Genomic DNA, 18,768 nt, shown 5'->3' with positions numbered 1-18,768 from the left:
CGGATTACCTTCTTAGACAATACACTTAGGTATCCGCATGCAAGCGGATCAATCGATGATAAATAGCACTTAATTTCATGGTTTCTACATCTGTTGCGCCACGTTCTGAAGTTAACCGCTGGATACTTTGATCCAAGTCGAACAGTACTTCGCGAAGTTCATGGTCACGTATCATGCTTTCAATCCAGAAAAAACTCGCCAATCGCTGACCTTTGGTCACAGGACTGACTTGATGCAAGCTAGTCGATGGGTATAGCACCATATCGCCAGCGTTCAGTTTGATCTTTTGCTCACCATAGCGATCTTGGATGCACAGCTCGCCGCCCTCATAGCATTCGGGATCATTCAAAAAGATCGTCGCTGATAAATCGGTGCGCAGACGCTTCGGCGTGTTGGGAATAAAGCGAATGGCGTTGTCCACATGCCAACCATAGCTACCGCCGTCCTGATACAAATTAAACATGGGCGGTAAAATCTTCAACGGCAGAGCCGCGGAAATAAAACGCGGCTGTTCGGATAGCACCTGTAGAATATGATCGCCCAACTGCTGTGCAAGCTTGCTATTGGGATCAATCTGAAGATTCTGTTTGACTCCCACTGCCTGAGCGCCCGCTGTCGCCGCACCGTCTTGCCATTCAGCTTGGCTTAAATGCTGTTGATATTGAGCCAGTTCGTGGGCGCTCAACACGCCCGGAATGGTAATCACCATAAGAGCCTCATAAAACGATGAAAGGCCCCCACCGTAGCAGTAGGAGCCTTGACTTAGCAAAAGCCGATTTTAGAACTTATAGTTAGCCGTTAGACTGATTGAGCGCGCATCACCAATATAGATAATGTCGCCACCACGGTAGATCGCCGTGTAGTAGTCTTCATCCGTTACGTTTTGAATATTTGCTCGCAGGTCAAAGTTTTTTGTCACTTGGTAAGTCGCAAACAAGTCGTACACCGTGTAAGACGGTACTCTGATCACAGTGTCTTTGCTCGTTCCAGCATCTGGTTGCCCCCCAAGCATCTCACTCGAGTAAGTCATCGCACCACCAATTGCGAAATCAGACGATACATCGTACTTCACTTGCGCATATAGGCTCTTTTCAGCAAAGTTGGCTTTTGGACGACCTACATTATCAGGGTTGTAAGAAGCCAACGTTTCAGAATCCATGACCGCCACACCGACTTGGCCGCTTAGCTTGTCAGTCATGTTACCTGATAGACCTAACTCAACACCGCGAACACGGTTCTTACCGGTATTCAAAGAACCACCGCTGCTGTAAGAGTCACCATTGTCTTCAATCACGTCATCTTTCGTAATTTGGAACAACGCAGCCGTTAACAATAGTTTGTGATCCATTAACTGCCACTTAGTACCAATTTCATAGTTGGTTGACTGCTCAGGATCCGCGCTAGAATAGTTGCCATCAGCATCGGTACATAGACCGCCGTAACCACAGTTAGTCGCTGCATCGGACTCACCACCATTGATGTTCGACGACGTTGACCAAGTGGCGTAAACGTTACCGTGCTCCCAAGGTGAATACACCACGCCTAGCTGACCATTCCAGAAGCCATCAGAGAATTGGTAGTTGGTATCTGGGTAATTATTACCACGACTGCTGTAAGCCGGCACAAACATGTCGTAGTCAAAGTGATCGTAACGTACGCCACCACTCACTTCCCAGTCATCATTTAGGGTGACTGTATCGCTTAAATAAGCCGACACCGTTTCAAGTGTCAACATACTACGCGCCGCACTACGTGCGTACGAACCTTGCCATAAGTTGTTGTTGGTATTGGTTTCCGTCAGCGTGTAGCTGTTTGTTGTATTAACCGAATAATTGCCCGCGTCCACATCCTCTTTAGCGTATTCCACACCCGCGACAACGGTATTGCGCTTACCGAACAGATCGCCATCCCATAGGAAGTTGGTTTGGTTGCCTAGATATTCGTTTTCCTGCCAACCCGTAAATTGACGGTGACTGTTGGCGAAACGAGAGTGCACGTTAGACACGATGTAATCGTTTTTCGTTTCACCGTAGCGAGTTTTGTTTTGCAGACGCAGGTTGTTCGTTAGGTAGGCATCCACTGTGAATGTCGCAATATCCGCTTCACTCTTTTTAAAATCTAGGCCCTTTTGCCCCACGTAATCGCGTTCAATGATATTGCCGGTGCTGCGGTCAATTTTGTTGCCCACATCGTCTTTATCGTCGGCACGGAAGTAGTAGTAATCCGCACTGATAGAGACATCTGGATTAATATCATGCGTACCGGATAACAAGAAGCCTTCGCGCTGCTCATCCGCTGGTGCACGATCTGGAATATCACGTTCTGAGTACAAAGCATTGAAGCGTATCGCGGAGTCTTCACCTACCACCTTATTGGTATCCAAGGTGTAGCGCTGTTTGTTATCCGTACCCAATGTGCCGCTTAGTTTAGAAAAATCATCATCCAAAGAAGCCTTCTTAGTCACCGAGTTGACCGCACCACCAGTGGTACCACGGCCACCAAAGGTAGAGCTTGGACCCTTGGTGATTTCTACTTGGTCTAAAGCAAAGGTTTCACGGGTAATCAGGCCAGGTTCGCGCAAACCGTCGGTGTACACATCACTACGCGCTTCATAGCCACGGATGATGTAACGATCACCAAATGAGTTACCCCCTTCGCCAGTACCCAGCGTGATACCTGGCTGTGCAGCTAGAATCGACTCAAGATCTGTTTTGCCCGATTCTTCAATGGCATCTTTGGTCAAAACCGTAATGGTTTTAGGCGTTTCAGCAATGTCTCGAGCGTACTTAATGTCTGACATACGGTTCGCTTTGTAAGGCGCATCTGGCTCAGCGTAAGGGTTCGCATCTGCAGCCACCTGTTGACCTTCGACCACGAGGGTATCCAGATTTTTACTATTCTCTTCCGCAAATGCCATACCAGATAGAGCCCCAGATATAGCGATCGCCAAGGCCGTCAATTTCATAGGAGCGCGCGATGACACTTGCGCTTCTTTCGTAACACTCAAGATATTAGACACTCGAAACCTCAAACAATAATAAGAATTAGAATCAATTATAAAGCGACCTTATTATTTGCAAATAAGAACGATTGTCAATATTATTAGTGATAAATATTTACTGAATCCTTATCCCCCTACCCCAACCCATCCATTTAGGTAATAACAGTGTCAGAATTAAACTATTCTTTAGCGTTACTAATGGCAGCCACAACTGGACTAAGCCTAGCGTCTACCACAGTTCAAGCGCGAGGCGAGGTAAACGTCTACTCGGCCCGAAAAGAAGCGCTGATTGCGCCGGCATTAGAGGCTTATTCAAAGGAATATCATGTACAGGTAAATTTGATCACAGGGGACGCCGATACGCTCTTGCATCGTTTAAAAATGGAAGGCGATGCAAGTCCAGCGGACGTATTTATCACGGTGGATGCGGGTCGATTGCACCGTGCCAAGGAAGAAGGCGTGTTACGCAAAATCGAGTCGAACACCATCAAAGAAGTCATTCCCACTCACCTGCGTGACTCAGAAGATTACTGGGTGAGCCTTTCGCAACGTGCTCGCGTTATTTTCTACAACCCTAAAAAGGTGACTAAAGAAGAACTGTCAACCTATGAAGATCTTGCCAACCCCAAATGGCAGGGTCGAATCTGTACTCGTTCGTCGAGTAACATTTACAATCAATCTCTTATTGCATCGATGATTGCCGCAGATGGCGCAGAAGCAACTGGCCAATGGATCAAAGGTTTTGTCGCTAACTTAGCACGCCCTCCGTTTGGCGGAGACACTGACCTACTGCGTGCCGTTGAGGCAGGGGTCTGTGATATTACTCTAGCAAATACCTACTACTACGGTCGCCTAGGCCACAGCGATGACCCTGCGATGAAATCCGTGTACAACAATGTGGCACTGTTCTGGCCAAACCAAGCAGAAGGTGAGCGCGGTGCCCACGTTAACGTCAGTGGCATCGGCATCACAAACTCCGCCACCAACGTGCGTAACGCTCGTCGCTTGATCGAGTTCTTAGTAAACCATGAAAGCCAAGAGTGGTACGCTGAAGTGAACAACGAATACCCTGTCATTGAAGGCGTCGCCTACCCTAGTACATTAGAGCCATTTGGCACCTTTAAAGCAGACACTTTGCAGCTAGATAAGCTAGGTGAAAACAATCGTCTTGCAACCGAGCTGATGGACGCGAACGGCTGGAAATAAACACTTTCCCAGACACAAAAAACCCCGCAATGGTTTCCCAATTGCGGGGCTATTTATTAAAATCTACTCATCAGCCAATCAAGTGCACAACACCCTGTAAGGCAAAGAAAGCAAAAATACCCGCCAAAATATCGTCAAACATGATGCCGAAACCACCATGCACATGCTTATCCGCCAACGATATTGGCCAAGGCTTCCAGATATCAAAAATACGAAACAGAATGAAGCCCAAAACAATATAGCTCCAGCCTTCAGGTGCCATCCACATGGTAATCCAATAACCCACAAACTCGTCCCAAACGATACCAGAGTGATCATGTACACCAAGGTCATGGGAAGTTTTGCCGCAGATAAAGATACCTGCCAAGGCCGATAGAATAAGCACTAGAAAATAGTTACTAACGGATAAATCCTGAATCAAAAGGTACAGCGGAATCGCCGCCAACGTCCCAAACGTTCCAGGTGCTTTATCCACCGTACCTGAACCACAGCCAAACGCTAGAAAGTGGATCGGGTTGCGCCATACAGAATCCGGCACAGGATGTTTATCAGCCATAATGCCTCTCTAATCTAAAAATGCTGCCAGCCAGCGGTGTCACCATCGTAGCCGTCTACCGCATAACCTGACTCGGTAATCTCACCAATACGCGTACAGGGCAAATGCAAAGTTTGCAGGATCAACTGTATTTCGTCGCGAGCACTTGGTGGGGCAGTAAAACACAGCTCGTAATCATCACCACCTGTTAGCGCCAAGATACGCGCACTGTCCGGCTGCCAATTAGCGAGCATGTCTGACACTGGCAAAGCATTAAAATCAATACGAGCCCCAACGCCCGAGGCTCGGGTAATATGCTGCAGGTCTTGACCAATACCGTCGGAAATATCCATCATGCTGTGCACCACACGCTTCAATGCCATACCCGCAATCAAGCGTGGAGATGGACGCCAATACTGCTCATAGAAGTAATCAAAGCGCTCCGCCGTTACATGTAGCTCGCCCGTCACGATCGGCACGGCCGCCGCCGCATCGCCCAGTGTTCCGGTAACATAAATGTCATCGCCGACTTGAGCTTGACTGCGTCTGGGTGTCAGCTCTCGCTCGACATAGCCATGCACCTGCAAGGTAATCGTCAGCGGACCTTTGGTGGTATCACCGCCAACCAACAACAAACCAATCGGTTCCGCCAATTCTGCCATGCCCTCGGCAAACCCTGCCAGCCATTGTGGATCGGATTCAGGCAAGGTCAAACCTAAGGTGAAGAATGCAGGTTTCGCCCCCATCGCCGCCAAATCACTGACACAGGTTGCGACTGCACGGTAGCCGATATCAACCGGATCCGCATCAAACGGAAAATGACGGCCTTCAACTAAGGTATCCATAGAGAACACCAAACTCTGGCCCTCAGGAACAATCACCTGCGCGCAGTCGTCGCCAATCCCCAAAAGGATATCGGAACGACCTTCTGTCTGCGCCATGATCGACGACTGAAATATTGAACGGATTAACTCAAACTCTTGCATCGCATTACCTAGGCTATATAAAAGAAAAGCCATCAGTTGATGGCTTTTCTAACACGGCGACTGGATTACTTAGCGTTACGACGCGCGGCGATCTCTTCGCGGCGCACTCGCTGGGCTAGCTTATCCAAGATGCCGTTCACGTACTTGTGACTCTCACTTGCACCAAAAGACTTAGCCAACTCAACACCTTCGTTGATCGCTACCTTGTAAGGTACGTCTAAACGTTCAGACAGTTCAAAAGAACCGATTCGTAGCGTCGCTAGTTCGATAGCATCCAACTCAGACAATGAACGATCCAAGAAAGGTTCAAACAAGGCATCTAGTGCTTTTGACTTAGACGATACACCGTAGATTAATTCACGGAAGTAAGTCTTATCACATGAACTCATGTCATGATCAACCGCGAACTGGGCTTCGATTTCATTAACCGATGAGTGGTTCATTTGCCACTGGTAAATGGCTTGCAAAGCAAACGAGCGCGATGCGCTACGCAGTTGTGAACGAGAAGGTTTTTTAGGCTTCTTAGCCTGTTCTTGATCACTCATTATTTGCCTTCCAATTCGCGCAATACAGCAACTGTTTCTAGTGCAGATAGGGCTGCTTCGCCGCCTTTGTTACCTGCTTTGGTACCGGCACGCTCAATCGCTTGCTCGATGGTATCAACGGTCAATACACCAAATGACACAGGAATACCGAATTGAAGCGCTAGTTGACCTAGACCTTTCACACATTCACCGGCAACGTATTCAAAGTGTGGTGTACCACCACGAATCACCGCACCTAGGGCAACGATCGCATCGTATTGGTTTTGCTCAGCAACTTTCTTAACCACAACAGGGATCTCGAACGCACCCGGCGAATAGATCACTGTGATGTCTTCTTTTTTGATACCGTGGCGAACTAGGGTATCGATGGCACCTTCTTTTAAGCTTTCAACGATGAAGCTGTTAAAACGGCCAACGACAAGCGCAAATTTTGCGCCTGGTGCTGCGAAATGACCTTCGTAAGTCTTAATATCGCTCATATCTGCCTCTAAACTTTAAACTTGATCGGCACTGACTGAAGTGCCCTTGTATGGAATAAATTCCACGGCTTCTAAATCAAATCCTGTGACGGAGAATTTTCGGGGTGAACTTAGCAGGCGCATTTTACACACACCAAGATCACGCAGAATTTGAGACCCCGTACCAACGGTCAAGTAAGTACCTGAACCGCTCTTGTCCGAACCCTTACCCGCAGGTGGGTTAAATGTCGCCGCGAAGCTCTCCGCTAAGTCGGTTGGACGATCTAATGAGTCGACCAACACCACTACACCGGCGCCTTCTTTGGCAATGTATGCAAGTGCTCCTGACATCGACCATTTCGCTTCGCCGTCCGCACTGATGATGCCAGCAATGTCACGAGCTGGATCACGCACATGCACGCGCACGAGAGTCGGTGTATCAGGAGAAATGTCACCCTTCACAAAAGCCATATGGCTCAAGCCGTGAACCGTGTCACGGTAGGTGATCAGATTAAATTCGCCCACTTCCGTTTGTACTACCTGTTCAGCTTCACGCTGCACAGTCGCTTCGTTCAGTGTGCGGTAATGAATCAGGTCGGCGATTGTACCAATTTTTAATCCATGTTTCTCGGCAAACTTTTCTAAATCTGGACGACGTGCCATGGTGCCATCGTCATTAATAACTTCGACGATTACAGACGCCGCTTCGTAACCTGCCATACGCGCCAAATCACAGCCCGCTTCGGTGTGACCTGCACGGGATAACACGCCACCAGGACGCGCCATCAGAGGGAAAACGTGGCCGGGCTGAACGATATCCGACGGTTTCGCATTCGCTGCGACGGCACGCTTTACCGTCAGCGCCCGATCAGCAGCGGAGATCCCTGTCGTTACACCTTCAGCCGCTTCAATGGACAAGGTGAAGTTGGTACTGAACTGAGCACCATTTTGCGTCACCATTAATGGCAGGTTCAACTGTTCACAGCGCTCAGGCATCAAGGTCAAGCAGATCAAGCCACGAGCATGAACCGCCATGAAGTTAATGATTTCTGGGGTAATACATTCCGCTGGTACAATCAGGTCACCTTCATTTTCACGATCTTCGTCGTCCATAAGGATGACCATTTTGCCTTGACGCATATCCGCCAAGATTTCTTCAATGGTATTGATTGCCATGGTACTTCACCTTTTATTCGATAGCGGACGCTTAGCGGCGCCCTACAAATCCATGCTCAGCCAAAAAAGCTGCGGTTAACGTCGATTCTTTTGTTTTTACAGAGGCCGTTTGCGGAGTCAGTAAACGCTCTAGATAACGCGCAATTTGATCTACTTCCACATTTACGTGAGTACCGACGCTGTAACCTGACATTATGGTCTCATGCGCAGTATGTGGCACAATGCTTAATTCAAACTCATGCGCGTCCAAACCTGTCACGGTTAAACTGATACCGTCCACACAGATGGAGCCTTTCAGGGCAATATAACGCATTAGCTCAGGCATTACCTTGACACGGTAGCGAATACTGCGTGCATCCGGCCAAATAGCGCTAATTTCCCCAATTGCATCCACGTGGCCACTGACTAGGTGGCCTCCCAAACGAGAAATCGGTTGCAGCGCTTTTTCAAGGTTAACGGTCTGACCCACTTGCCAGTGCCCAAGCGTCGTATGCGCTAAGGTTTCCGCGGAAACATCTGCCCAGTAACTTGCGCCCTCTAATCGCGTTACGGTTAAGCAAACACCGTTGGTGGCAATGCTATCACCGAGCTTCACATCAGACATATCCAATGTCTGAGCATGAATCTTCAGCGTCAGATCGCCGCCTTTACGCTGTAGCTGAGCGACGCGCCCCAAACCTTCAATGATGCCAGTAAACATTATTCGTCTTCACCTTCAGGGTAGATCGGCTGGTACACTAACTTAATGTCGCTACCGACTTTCACCAAGTCTAACAAGTTTAGCTCAACTGCGTCAGACATGTGCTCCAATGGCAGACTCAACAAAGGGCGCGCTTCCGAGCCTAGCAGCTTAGGTGCCATGTATATCACTAGCTCATCCACTAGCCCTGCATCTAAAAACGCTCCCGCTAAAACGGCGCCCGTTTCCACCAACACTTCATTAATACCATCGTCAGCCAGTTGCCCCATAGCTTCCACCAGATCCAAACGTCCGTCTTCTGCCAACGGTAAGAAGCGCACATCGACTTTTTTCTTCTGCAGCGCTTTCAAGTGCTCTGGCTCGATTTCTTGTTCGTCGCAGAACACCAGCACTTCGTTGGTTGGATAGAGGATTTTCGCTTCCGGCGGAATGGATAACGCAGTATCCATGATGACCCGTAGCGGCTGACGCACAGCTTTGGTATCCGCTTCTTGGTCGTGCTCGTCAATGCGCACCGTCATGCTTGGATTGTCCATGATCACCGAACCGATACCCGTGACAATCGCGGAGCTTTGCGCGCGCAGACGTTGTACATCTTGGCGGGCAGCTGGACCGGTAATCCATTGGCTTTCACCCGATTCCATTGCGGTACGACCATCCACACTCATAGCCATTTTGACACGTACGTAGGGCAAGCCTTCTTCCATGCGCTTGATAAAACCTGGATTGAGTGCGCGACATTCGTTTTCTAATACGGGCCCAAGCACTTCGATGCCTGCATCAACGAGCATTTTCAAACCATTACCCGCAACCTGTGGATTCGGATCTTGCATGCCATATACCACGGTCACAACACCTGCTTTAATCAAGGCTTCCGCGCAAGGTGGCGTGCGGCCATAATGACTGCAAGGCTCTAAGGTGACATACGCAGTTGCCCCATTGGCGTCTGCTGTCAGGCTGGCTAGCGCTTGCACCTCCGCATGGCCTTCTCCGGCTTTTTTATGAAAGCCTTCACCAATAATTTGCCCGTCTTTGACGATGACGCAGCCCACTCGTGGGTTCGGATGTGTTGTGTACCAACCCTGACGCGCTAACTGCACGGCGCGGGCCATATATTCTTGATGCAGAGGCTGCGCCATTTATTTCTCCTCAGAAGTGGTTTGACCACTTTCTAGTCGTTCGATTTCTTCACGAAACTCACTGATGTCTTTAAAACTACGATAGACCGATGCAAAGCGCACATAAGCGACTTGATCTAGGCGTTTTAGTTCTTCCATCACCGCTTCGCCAATAATACGCGACGGTAATTCACGCTCGCCCGTGGCTTGCAGTTTTTCTTTAATACGCGTGATCGCCGTTTCAATCGCTTCAATACTAACGGGGCGCTTTTCGAGCGCTTTAACAATGCCTGAGCGAAGTTTGTCTTCATCAAACGCTTCTCGGCTGCCGTCATTTTTAATCAGTTTCGGCATTTGTAACTCGGCAATTTCAAACGTCGTAAAACGCTCTTGGCAATGTCCACAGGTACGACGACGACGCACTTGCGCCCCCTCAGAGACTAATCGTGAGTCTAGGACTTTGGTATCTTGAGTACCGCAAAAAGGACAACGCATGCTGGTTCCAATAATTGGGGAAATTTCGTACGATGGATGCCAATTTTACATGGCTAATAATGACGATAAATAATACCAATCCCGACACATATTGGCTACTCATCGACCGGGGTAACTGCCCACAAACCTAGGTTAACTTTTTTCATCACGGAGACTTTGAATGCCCTTTGCAGAGCTGTCCGGTCTGGTGGCAGCACTCTGCTGGACCTTATCAAGCTTGATGGCCCCTCGCTTAATCGAGAGTATGGGTACATTTCGATTTAATACTTACCGCATCACCATTGCTGCTTTGCTACTGTGCATGCTCGGCCTCTGGCGCTTTGTTTCCTGGGAAACGTTGGCGAGCTATCTGCCGCTGCTGGTATTGTCTGGCGTAATTGGCATCTTTATCGGTGACAACTGTCTCTTCAGTGCGGTCAATCGTATCGGGCCGAGGCGTGCCGGCATTCTGTTTGCCATGAACGCACCGTTTTCAATTTTACTGGCATGGCTTTTCTTAGACGAGACATTGTCTCTAATAGAGCTTATCTGCTGTGGCATTGTCTTAATCGGTGTCGTCATTGCCATTCTATTTGGCAAACGAGGTCAAACTCACGCGTGGGAAAGCACCAAAGGCTCACTGCCCATAGCAATCGTTATTGCCTTGATTGCGGCACTGTGCCAAGCAACGGGCGCATTACTCGCTAAACCTGCGCTATTGGCAGGCATTGATCCAGTGGTGGCCTCAGCCGCACGCGTCAGTGCCAGCGCTGCCTGTTTATTGCTGGCCTATCGTTTGTATTTCCACAAACGCGTGCCGCAAAGCATGAGCACGTTGCATTCCTTTCCGCTGATTCTTTGGCTACGCTTAGTCGCCGTGGCGACCATCGGTATGGTCATCGGTATGAGTGTTTTAGTCTGGGGGGTGGCGAATGCTGACGTCGGACTCGTAACCACTCTATCAGCAACGGTTCCGGTCTTAATCTTGCCGGGGCTCTGGCTCACGACCAAGCAACGCCCAGCACCGGGGGCATGGGTTGGCGCCTTATTGGTTGTGTTTGGCGCCATGGGGATTATTCTGCATTAATAGTTGTTGTGCTATGCTTAGCGCCAACATTTTTCGCTTTCTAATTGAGTCAGCGCAGTCCAGAAAATCCGAACTCGCCCTCAATTCGTTTATTCAACTTAGGACAGACATCACCTTATGGCACAGTTTGTATACAGCATGAACCGCGTTGGCAAAGTTGTACCGCCAAAACGCGAGATTCTAAAAGACATCTCTCTATCGTTCTTCCCAGGCGCTAAAATCGGTGTTTTGGGTCTAAACGGTTCTGGTAAATCTACCCTACTTCGCATCATGGCCGGCGTTGACCAAGAGTACAACGGTGAAGCGCGCCCAATGCCGGGTCTTAAAGTGGGTTACCTACCTCAGGAACCTGAGCTAGACCCAACTAAAAACGTACGTGCTATCGTGGAAGAATCCGTTGCCGACGTAAAAGAAGCCCTCGTTCGTCTAGACGAAGTATACGCTGCGTACGCGGATCCTGATGCGGATTTCGATGCCCTAGCGAAAGAACAAGCGGAACTAGAAAACCTAATCACCGCGAAAGACGGTCACAACCTTGATCGTGCGTTAGAAGTGGCGGCCGATGCCCTACGTCTACCACCTTGGGATGCCAATGTTGCCCATCTATCTGGTGGTGAACGTCGTCGTGTGGCGTTGTGTCGTCTACTACTAGACAAACCAGACATGATCCTTCTAGACGAGCCAACTAACCACTTGGACGCTGAGTCTGTGGCATGGCTAGAACGCTTCTTGAAAGATTACCCAGGTACTGTGGTGGCGATCACCCACGACCGTTATTTCCTAGATAACGCGGCGGGCTGGATCCTTGAACTTGACCGTGGCCACGGTATCCCATATGAAGGCAACTACTCTTCTTGGCTAGACCAGAAGAATGCGCGTCTAGAAATGGAAGCCAAGCAACAAGCGTCACACAACAAAGCCATCAAAGCCGAGCTTGAGTGGGTTCGTCAAAACGCTAAGGGCCGTCAGTCTAAGTCGAAAGCTCGTCTAGCGCGTTTCGAGGAAATGAACTCGAAAGAATTCCAAGATCGTAACGAAACCAACGAACTGTACATTCCACCGGGTCCACGCCTAGGTACGAAAGTTATCGAAATCGAAAACGTTTCCAAAGGCTTCGATGGCCGCGTCTTGGTAGAAGACTTCAACATGGTGGTACCACAAGGTGCGATCGTGGGTGTGATCGGTGGTAACGGTGCCGGTAAATCGACTCTGTTCAAAATGATCGCGGGGATTGAGCAACCAGACACTGGTACCGTGACACTGGGCGATACGGTACAGCTGGCGTACGTTGACCAGATGCGTGAACTAGACGGTGAGAAGACAGTATTTGAAGAGATCTCTGATGGTCTTGATATGATCACAGTGAACAACTGGAAAGTGCCTTCACGTGCTTACATCGGCCGTTTCAACTTCAAAGGCTCTGACCAACAGAAACTAGTGAAGCACCTATCCGGTGGTGAGCGTAACCGTCTGCACCTTGCTAAGCTTTTGAAAGAAGGCGGCAACGTATTGCTATTGGACGAACCGACCAACGACTTGGACGTTGAAACACTACGTGCTCTAGAGGAAGCGCTACTTGCTTTCCCTGGTGCTGCCATTGTTATTTCCCACGACCGTTGGTTCCTTGACCGTGTAGCAACTCACATCCTAGCGTACGAAGGCGACTCGAAAGCCGTATTCTTCGAAGGGAACTACGCTGAATACGAAGCCGACTACAAGTCTCGTACCGGCAAAGACGCGACACCAACGCGTATCAAATACAAGCGTATCGACGCGTAATACGCGCCTCGACACCACGCTTAAAACACAAAAGCCGCTTCAATCGAAGCGGCTTTATTGTTTACGATTCCTCATCATTCTTTTGCATTCACTTAGCTCAGCAGACAAAATCTCAGGTATCGTTCGGAATAAAGCCACTTTCCTATCGAATGTTCCGATAGGGTTAAATCTCTGACCAACAACGTAATCCATCTCCATAGAAAGTAAAAACAAAGCTTTAAACGAGTTTTGAAAATCACTTTCAAAGTCCTGCTCAGCTTTCTCCAGCTTTGCGACTAGCTCTAAAGATAGAGCCCCGATATTTTTTGACTTGTTATGAACTAACCTATTTCTACTTTGTACAAGTTGCTTCAATGCTTTATAAGCAGCACCAGATTTGTCTATTTCATTTCCACAAACCAGTTTGGGAACTAGTACCCATTTAGATACAACATCCATACTGTAAATATGTTTCTCACAATATTTATCACCTAGCTGTATGCCAGCATAATCATTTATTCCTGACTCAACACACATACTAGCGAAGACTATAGCTTTGATAGCATGCTGATAGGCAAGTGTGGAGTACTCGCCAATTTCAAATTGATCATGACTAACCTTTTTCTTGTGTCGATATTCAATTCCTTGAGCAGCTTCTTGCAACGCTATATCGCGATACATACTAGCGTTTGTGTTGAGCCGAGCCCAAGACTCCACGGGATGCTTAACTTCATTGTGTGTATTTTTCAAAATCATTCCATTAGTTAGCTTAAATTGAGTACTCGTTTCGACGCCTCGGCCAAGAAACCAGAACGGGATTTATACTTGGGATTCGCGGCAACGACTTTATCAATCTTGGTAATTAGTAAATGCGGCAGCGTCACATTGATTTTCTCGCTTTTGCCCAGCAGTGGCGTGATATCGACATTTACAATGGCCCATACGCCATCACGATAGTCTGGATTATCTTTTAGTTCGGCAATTGGGCTGGCAAGGGGAATATCCTCTCCATCTTCAAGTATCAATTCCAAATGGCTAAAAATCGCTTCTTCGGCCATTTCTAGCGCTTCATCAAAGGTATCCCCTGCGGAGAAACAACCAGGAATGTCTGGGACAGTAACGCCGTAGCTCACGCCATTATCTGTGTGTAATACAATCGGATATTTCATGGTTTGTACCTACTCATCAAGCTGAGCTTGTTTTCTGATGCTATTGAAAGTTCCAAGGGGTAAATCCTTTTTCGGATGCGGCACTGTAACCGTGCCGCGTTTCGTTGGATGTTTAAATTGAACATGACTGCCTTTCACCCTTACCTGTATCCAGCCATCCTTCAATAGCATTTGAATCACGTCTCGACTTTTCATTAGATCATTCCTTTGATCTTTTACACACTAAAGATAACCCCAATAACCCTAAAATTCCAACCTATCCTCCTGCAACACCGATATTCTCTTCTAAACCTACATAACAAAAAACCGCTTACTGTCGTCAGCAAGCGGTTTTTTATTGATAAACATAACGTCGGCTAACGAGCGTTTGATAAAGCCATCGCTTGCTTCCTCTCGTTGTGGTGTTGTGACATTAAGTTTTTCAAGTTGATCCACAACATCGGCACCACTATGGCGGTGAAAGCGATATTGGATAACGGTACGGACAGCCAGACTCCTTCCACTCCCCAAAGACGCGGCAGGATAAATAGAAAAGGCAGTTGCACGACCATATTACCGACTGAGACAAATAGGGCTTGGCCACCTTTACCGACCGCGACAAAATAAATCGATGCCATAAACAAGAAGCCATCTAAGAACAGCGCCATCAAATGTAACCGTATACCCACTTTAGTCGCTGCAATGAGCGATTCATCAGTATTGGCAAAAAAGCGAGTGAACCATTCTGGGAATAAGTTTAAGACAATGACCACGACAATCCCCGAGCCCACCGTAACGGCAAATGCTAGGGCCACTGTTTGAATAATCCTTTGGTATTGCTTTGCTCCTAGGTAGTAGCTTACGGGAGGCTGTAGACCGCTGACCAATCCCTCTGCAAAGAAATAATAACAACCAGCCAAATAGCCGACGATGGCAAACGCCGCTAACTGCGTGGTATTGCCATACTCCATAAATAGTCGATTGTGCAGGGCAATAATGAAACTTAGATAGATAAACATCACTAAATTCGACGCCCCTAGCTGCGTGATGCGTTTCGCAATGTGTTTATCAAACTGATTAAGAGATAAGACGGTTTTGGCTTGCGGCGAAGTAAAATATCTTAAACATAGAACACAGGTCGCAAACTGAGCAATCAAAGTGGCCATCGCGGCGCCTTTCAGCCCCATTCCCAGCGGACCTAAAAAGAGATAATCCAAAGCAATGTTTAACAAAGCACCTACCACAATAAAGAGCGTGGCCAAATTAGGGCTGTTGTCATTACGCACCAGCATGGGCATGGCACTGGCACCAATCGAGATAAAAGCACCGTAAGACATGATTTCCACATACTGCCAACTAAGAGCCAAAGTGCTCTCTGTCGCACCTTGTAAATGTAGCCCCCATTCGCCGAATGTAATAAACAGCAAAGACGCGAGTACACCAATGCTAATGGCCAAATACAAAGACGTGGTTAATGTCGCTTGAGTGGCCAAAAGGTTCTTCTCACCACGATATTGAGACAACACGCTGCCGCCGCCCATGCCGATCAGCAAACCAAAGCCCATAATCAAGCCCAACAAAGGAATGGCCATATTAATACCGGCCAATCCTTCGCTGCCCACATAGCGACCGACAAAGAAGCCATCAATGATCTGATACAAACCACTGACAAGCATGGCAATAATGGAAGGAATCGCAAAACGCCAAAAGGCCCGAGCGACTGATTGAGGCAGCTCGCTTGGTGTTTCAGTTTGCATGACGACTCTCCCTTGAGAAAAAGAGAGAATAATATGACAAATTGGGATATAAAAAAGTTAGCTACCATCCGCTTAACGGATAGGTTATCAACTTAAAGCGTTTACATTATGAGTGATTCTATGAATTGGACGTTAGATCAGCTGCTGGCGTTTGTAACAGCCGCCGAATTGGGCTCTTTCTCAGCCGCCGCCAGAAAGCTCAACAAGGCACAGTCACGCATCAGCAGCGCCATTGCTAACCTAGAACTCGACTTGGGATTTGAACTATTTGATCGTCGCTCAAAGTTTCCCGTGTTAACGCCCTTAGGAAGAGAGATGCTGCCCGAGGCTCAAGCTGTTTTGAGTCAATGTCTTCGCTTGCAATCAAGAGCCCTAACAGCCGCTGGTCAAGAGCCCATTTCATTGCGTATAGCGATTGATGAAGCCCTGCCCTTAGAGACCATTCATACTATTTTCTCTCAACTAGGTGACACCTTTCCCAATACCCATTTGGTCATTACCAGTGGCTCACAAGACGATATCGCCATTGCCATTGCGGATCGCAATGCAGATATTGGCTTAATGATTAGTAACAGTCAGCTGCCCGCCAAGCTGCAATTACACCCACTGGGCTATTTGAAGAAAGTCCTTATCGTAGGTAAAGAGCATCCCTTAGCCGGTAAACAGACCTTAAGTTTGTCGCAATTACAGCAATATCGACAGTTCGTACTCTGTAATCGTTCGGGGGAGAATCGTGAGCAGCCATTGAGTCCCGACCATTGGGATATCGACAGCTACTATTTGATCTGTGAGCTGGTGACGCAACACCAAGGCTGGGCCTTAGTGCCTGAGCACATCGCCAGTGCACATTGGTTTTCTCAGCAAATAAAAATCGTTACCAGCGATGCGTTATCTGATCACTACATTGAGGTGGGAATTGTAACGCTAGTCGAAAGCCCTAAATCGAAGCTTACCGATTGGATTACTGAACAAGCACGCCAATTGATGGCGACTACGCCGAATGAACGCTCCACTTAAAACAAAGCCGCCCTTTAATATAGGCGGCTTTCACATCGTGGATCCATAATTGATTTAGTGAACACTACACTTTGAAACTACCTACTTGACGATCTAGCTCTTCAAATAGGTCGCTGATCTGGCGAGATTGCGCTTGCACCAACTCTGAGACCGATTGCACTTCGTCCGTTTGATGTTTCATCGACGAAAGGTTTTCATTAATTTCATCCGATACGGTTGATTGCTCTTGAGTGGCTTGGGCAGTCTGGGCAGCCATTTCTTGTACCTTGCCAAAAGACTCCTGCAACGAGCCGAAGATACGAATCACTTCATCAAAGTTTGAAACCGTGGTATCAGCATTGTTACGACTGTTCTGAATCGCATGAGACGAGGCTTGTACATTGACTTTAAGCTGATCAATCATGGTTTCAATTTCATTAGTGCTATCCTGCGTACGGGTCGCAAGAGTACGAACTTCATCGGCCACTACCGCAAAGCCTCGCCCTTGTTCACCGGCTCGAGCCGCTTCGATGGCTGCGTTCAAAGCCAATAGGTTTGTTTGTTCGGCAATATTACGAATCACTTCCAGCACCGAGGCAATCGCTTCGGAGCTTCGCTCTAACTCAGTTGCACGGGACAAAGCATCATTGATATCGCTAACTAGACTGTCAATCGCAGCTTGAGAGCTGTTCACTGCGGCAATACCTTGGGTGGTTAGCTGGCTAGAGGTTTGTGCTTCGCTGGCCGTTTCATGTGCCACACCTGCCATTTGCTGGCTCGACATACTCATTTCATGGGCGGCGCTAACAATCGAGTTGGACGCATTCACTAGGTTCATAGTCACGCCAGAGGTGCGTTCAGAGGCATGCCCCAAATCGCTGGTCATACCACCGAGGGATTGTGATTGCTGACGAATGCTACTAATAATGCCGCGCAAGCGCTCAACAAAACCATCAAACTCATGGGCCAAATCACCCAATTCATCTTTTGCGGTCGAATTGATACGTTGTGTTAAGTCACCATCCCCTTCAGCGATTTCCTTGATACGCCCCGCAAGGTGAGCAACACGCTGATTCACACGTTTAGGAATGACATATCCAGCTACTGCGGCAATGACTAGAGCAGAAATGATGACGGCCATTTGTATCTTTTCAAGCCAAATAATTTCTCTAGTAGTCTGCGCTTGCTCTTCTTCAGCACGGGCTACCACAGCTTCACCAGCTTGATCCAAAATTCCTCGGATTGCAGAGAAGCTAGTGTCCGCAGCGGCTAGCGCAGACGCAGTATCTTGACCGGATTGCACCAAGTTGATTAGCTGTCTCTCTTGTGACAACCATTTATTAAATAGTGAGTCAAAGTTAGAGAATTTGCTTAGTAATTCGCGCTCATCAGACAACGCCGCACGATATGTGTTGAAGCGATCCTGTACTTGTTTTGCATTGCTTTCAAAGTCATCTAGATTATCAGCGTAGTTACCTTGATTATTAATAATGGCATTGCGCCCGACCAACGCCTGATAGATATCTCGGTCACCGTTTAGTACTGAATTACTCGCCTTAAAATAGCTTTCAGACTGCTTTTTCATCTGAGTGTTTTGCATATCTAGTAGATAGATTGACGATAAAAACACTGCTATCAAAATTAACGCCAATAACGCTATTGGTGCCGTAACTTTTACCCTGATGGAATTTAAACGCATGCTCAACCCAACCTTCTTAATTTTTTGCTAAAGCGATACTAATTTAGTTAATCAGCAGAGGACAATCCCCTGTAACAATTACCAACACATTCCCTGCGATGCTTAACAATTCGCTAACGCCTGT

The 18,768-nt window shown here is 47.9% G+C and carries 19 protein-coding genes; 4 read left to right on the top strand and 15 right to left on the bottom strand.

The genetic code is table 11. From position 1 onward, the window contains the following. Positions 1-25: 25 nt before the first annotated feature. A complete protein-coding gene (locus ASC49_RS17255; RefSeq protein ID WP_055464491.1) occupies positions 26-709 on the bottom strand; it encodes a Fe2+-dependent dioxygenase in 684 nt (227 codons plus the stop codon). Positions 710-778: 69 nt separating this feature from the next. Beyond that, on the bottom strand, positions 779-3,019 hold the full coding sequence (locus ASC49_RS17250) for a TonB-dependent receptor (protein WP_055464490.1): 2,241 nt from the start codon (positions 3,017-3,019) through the stop codon (positions 779-781). 147 nt (positions 3,020-3,166) lie between these two features. Between ASC49_RS17250 and ASC49_RS17245 the strand changes: the two genes are divergently transcribed. After that, on the top strand, positions 3,167-4,207 hold the full coding sequence (locus ASC49_RS17245) for a Fe(3+) ABC transporter substrate-binding protein (protein ID WP_342667548.1): 1,041 nt from the start codon (positions 3,167-3,169) through the stop codon (positions 4,205-4,207). A gap of 70 nt (positions 4,208-4,277) precedes the next feature. On the opposite strand, the gene ASC49_RS17240 is transcribed toward ASC49_RS17245, so the two are convergent. From ASC49_RS17240 to nrdR, 8 genes are all read right to left on the bottom strand, one after another. Continuing rightward, the gene (locus ASC49_RS17240; RefSeq protein WP_055464488.1) at positions 4,278-4,763 is read right to left on the bottom strand and encodes a phosphatidylglycerophosphatase A family protein; all 486 of its coding nucleotides are present in this window, start codon (positions 4,761-4,763) and stop codon (positions 4,278-4,280) included. 14 nt (positions 4,764-4,777) lie between these two features. After that, entirely contained in the window at positions 4,778-5,728 is a 951-nt protein-coding gene (gene thiL, locus ASC49_RS17235; protein ID WP_055464525.1) for a thiamine-phosphate kinase, read from the bottom strand. A 65-nt stretch (positions 5,729-5,793) separates the two neighbouring features. After that, entirely contained in the window at positions 5,794-6,273 is a 480-nt protein-coding gene (gene nusB, locus ASC49_RS17230) for a transcription antitermination factor NusB (RefSeq protein ID WP_055464487.1), read from the bottom strand. After that, complete coding sequence (ribH, locus tag ASC49_RS17225; RefSeq protein ID WP_055464486.1) at positions 6,273-6,752, bottom strand: 6,7-dimethyl-8-ribityllumazine synthase; 480 nt, start codon at positions 6,750-6,752, stop codon at positions 6,273-6,275. The genes nusB and ribH overlap by 1 nt, the downstream gene beginning before the upstream one ends. 15 nt (positions 6,753-6,767) lie before the next feature. Next, positions 6,768-7,907: a bifunctional 3,4-dihydroxy-2-butanone-4-phosphate synthase/GTP cyclohydrolase II gene (gene ribBA, locus ASC49_RS17220; RefSeq protein ID WP_055464485.1), complete on the bottom strand. Its 1,140-nt coding sequence runs from the start codon at positions 7,905-7,907 to the stop codon at positions 6,768-6,770. Between the two features lie 31 nt (positions 7,908-7,938). Further along, a complete protein-coding gene (locus ASC49_RS17215) occupies positions 7,939-8,607 on the bottom strand; it encodes a riboflavin synthase (protein WP_055464484.1) in 669 nt (222 codons plus the stop codon). Continuing rightward, positions 8,607-9,746, bottom strand: a complete 1,140-nt coding sequence (gene ribD / locus ASC49_RS17210; protein WP_055464483.1) for a bifunctional diaminohydroxyphosphoribosylaminopyrimidine deaminase/5-amino-6-(5-phosphoribosylamino)uracil reductase RibD — start codon at positions 9,744-9,746, stop codon at positions 8,607-8,609. The genes ASC49_RS17215 and ribD overlap by 1 nt, the downstream gene beginning before the upstream one ends. Next, on the bottom strand, positions 9,747-10,220 hold the full coding sequence (gene nrdR, locus ASC49_RS17205) for a transcriptional regulator NrdR (protein WP_055464482.1): 474 nt from the start codon (positions 10,218-10,220) through the stop codon (positions 9,747-9,749). Between the two features lie 160 nt (positions 10,221-10,380). On the opposite strand from nrdR, the gene ASC49_RS17200 reads away from it, so the two are divergent. Both ASC49_RS17200 and ettA read left to right on the top strand, forming a co-directional pair. After that, positions 10,381-11,286: a DMT family transporter gene (locus ASC49_RS17200; protein ID WP_055464481.1), complete on the top strand. Its 906-nt coding sequence runs from the start codon at positions 10,381-10,383 to the stop codon at positions 11,284-11,286. A 117-nt stretch (positions 11,287-11,403) separates the two neighbouring features. Next, positions 11,404-13,065: an energy-dependent translational throttle protein EttA gene (gene ettA, locus ASC49_RS17195; RefSeq protein ID WP_055464480.1), complete on the top strand. Its 1,662-nt coding sequence runs from the start codon at positions 11,404-11,406 to the stop codon at positions 13,063-13,065. Between the two features lie 54 nt (positions 13,066-13,119). Here ettA and ASC49_RS17190 read toward each other — a convergent pair whose 3' ends face one another. From ASC49_RS17190 to ASC49_RS17175, 4 genes are all read right to left on the bottom strand, one after another. Next, positions 13,120-13,794 carry a hypothetical protein gene (locus ASC49_RS17190; protein ID WP_141656871.1) on the bottom strand — a complete coding sequence of 225 codons (675 nt, stop codon included), beginning with the start codon at positions 13,792-13,794 and terminating at the stop codon, positions 13,120-13,122. Between the two features lie 14 nt (positions 13,795-13,808). Continuing rightward, on the bottom strand, positions 13,809-14,213 hold the full coding sequence (locus ASC49_RS17185) for a type II toxin-antitoxin system HicB family antitoxin (RefSeq protein ID WP_055464478.1): 405 nt from the start codon (positions 14,211-14,213) through the stop codon (positions 13,809-13,811). A 9-nt stretch (positions 14,214-14,222) separates the two neighbouring features. Beyond that, positions 14,223-14,408, bottom strand: a complete 186-nt coding sequence (locus ASC49_RS17180; RefSeq protein ID WP_055464477.1) for a type II toxin-antitoxin system HicA family toxin — start codon at positions 14,406-14,408, stop codon at positions 14,223-14,225. Positions 14,409-14,569: 161 nt separating this feature from the next. Beyond that, complete coding sequence (locus ASC49_RS17175) at positions 14,570-15,949, bottom strand: MATE family efflux transporter (RefSeq protein ID WP_055464476.1); 1,380 nt, start codon at positions 15,947-15,949, stop codon at positions 14,570-14,572. A 120-nt stretch (positions 15,950-16,069) separates the two neighbouring features. Between ASC49_RS17175 and ASC49_RS17170 the strand changes: the two genes are divergently transcribed. Beyond that, the gene (locus tag ASC49_RS17170; RefSeq protein WP_055464475.1) at positions 16,070-16,966 is read left to right on the top strand and encodes a LysR family transcriptional regulator; all 897 of its coding nucleotides are present in this window, start codon (positions 16,070-16,072) and stop codon (positions 16,964-16,966) included. Positions 16,967-17,030: 64 nt separating this feature from the next. Here the strand turns inward: ASC49_RS17170 and ASC49_RS17165 are convergent, their stop codons facing one another. Continuing rightward, complete coding sequence (locus ASC49_RS17165; RefSeq protein WP_055464474.1) at positions 17,031-18,644, bottom strand: methyl-accepting chemotaxis protein; 1,614 nt, start codon at positions 18,642-18,644, stop codon at positions 17,031-17,033. Positions 18,645-18,768: the final 124 nt, after the last annotated feature.

Source organism: Marinomonas fungiae, from assembly GCF_001418205.1.
Taxonomy (GTDB): Bacteria; Pseudomonadota; Gammaproteobacteria; order Pseudomonadales; family Marinomonadaceae; genus Marinomonas; species Marinomonas fungiae.
Note: the sequence above shows the minus strand (reverse complement) of the source record. Positions and strands in the feature narration are given on the sequence as shown.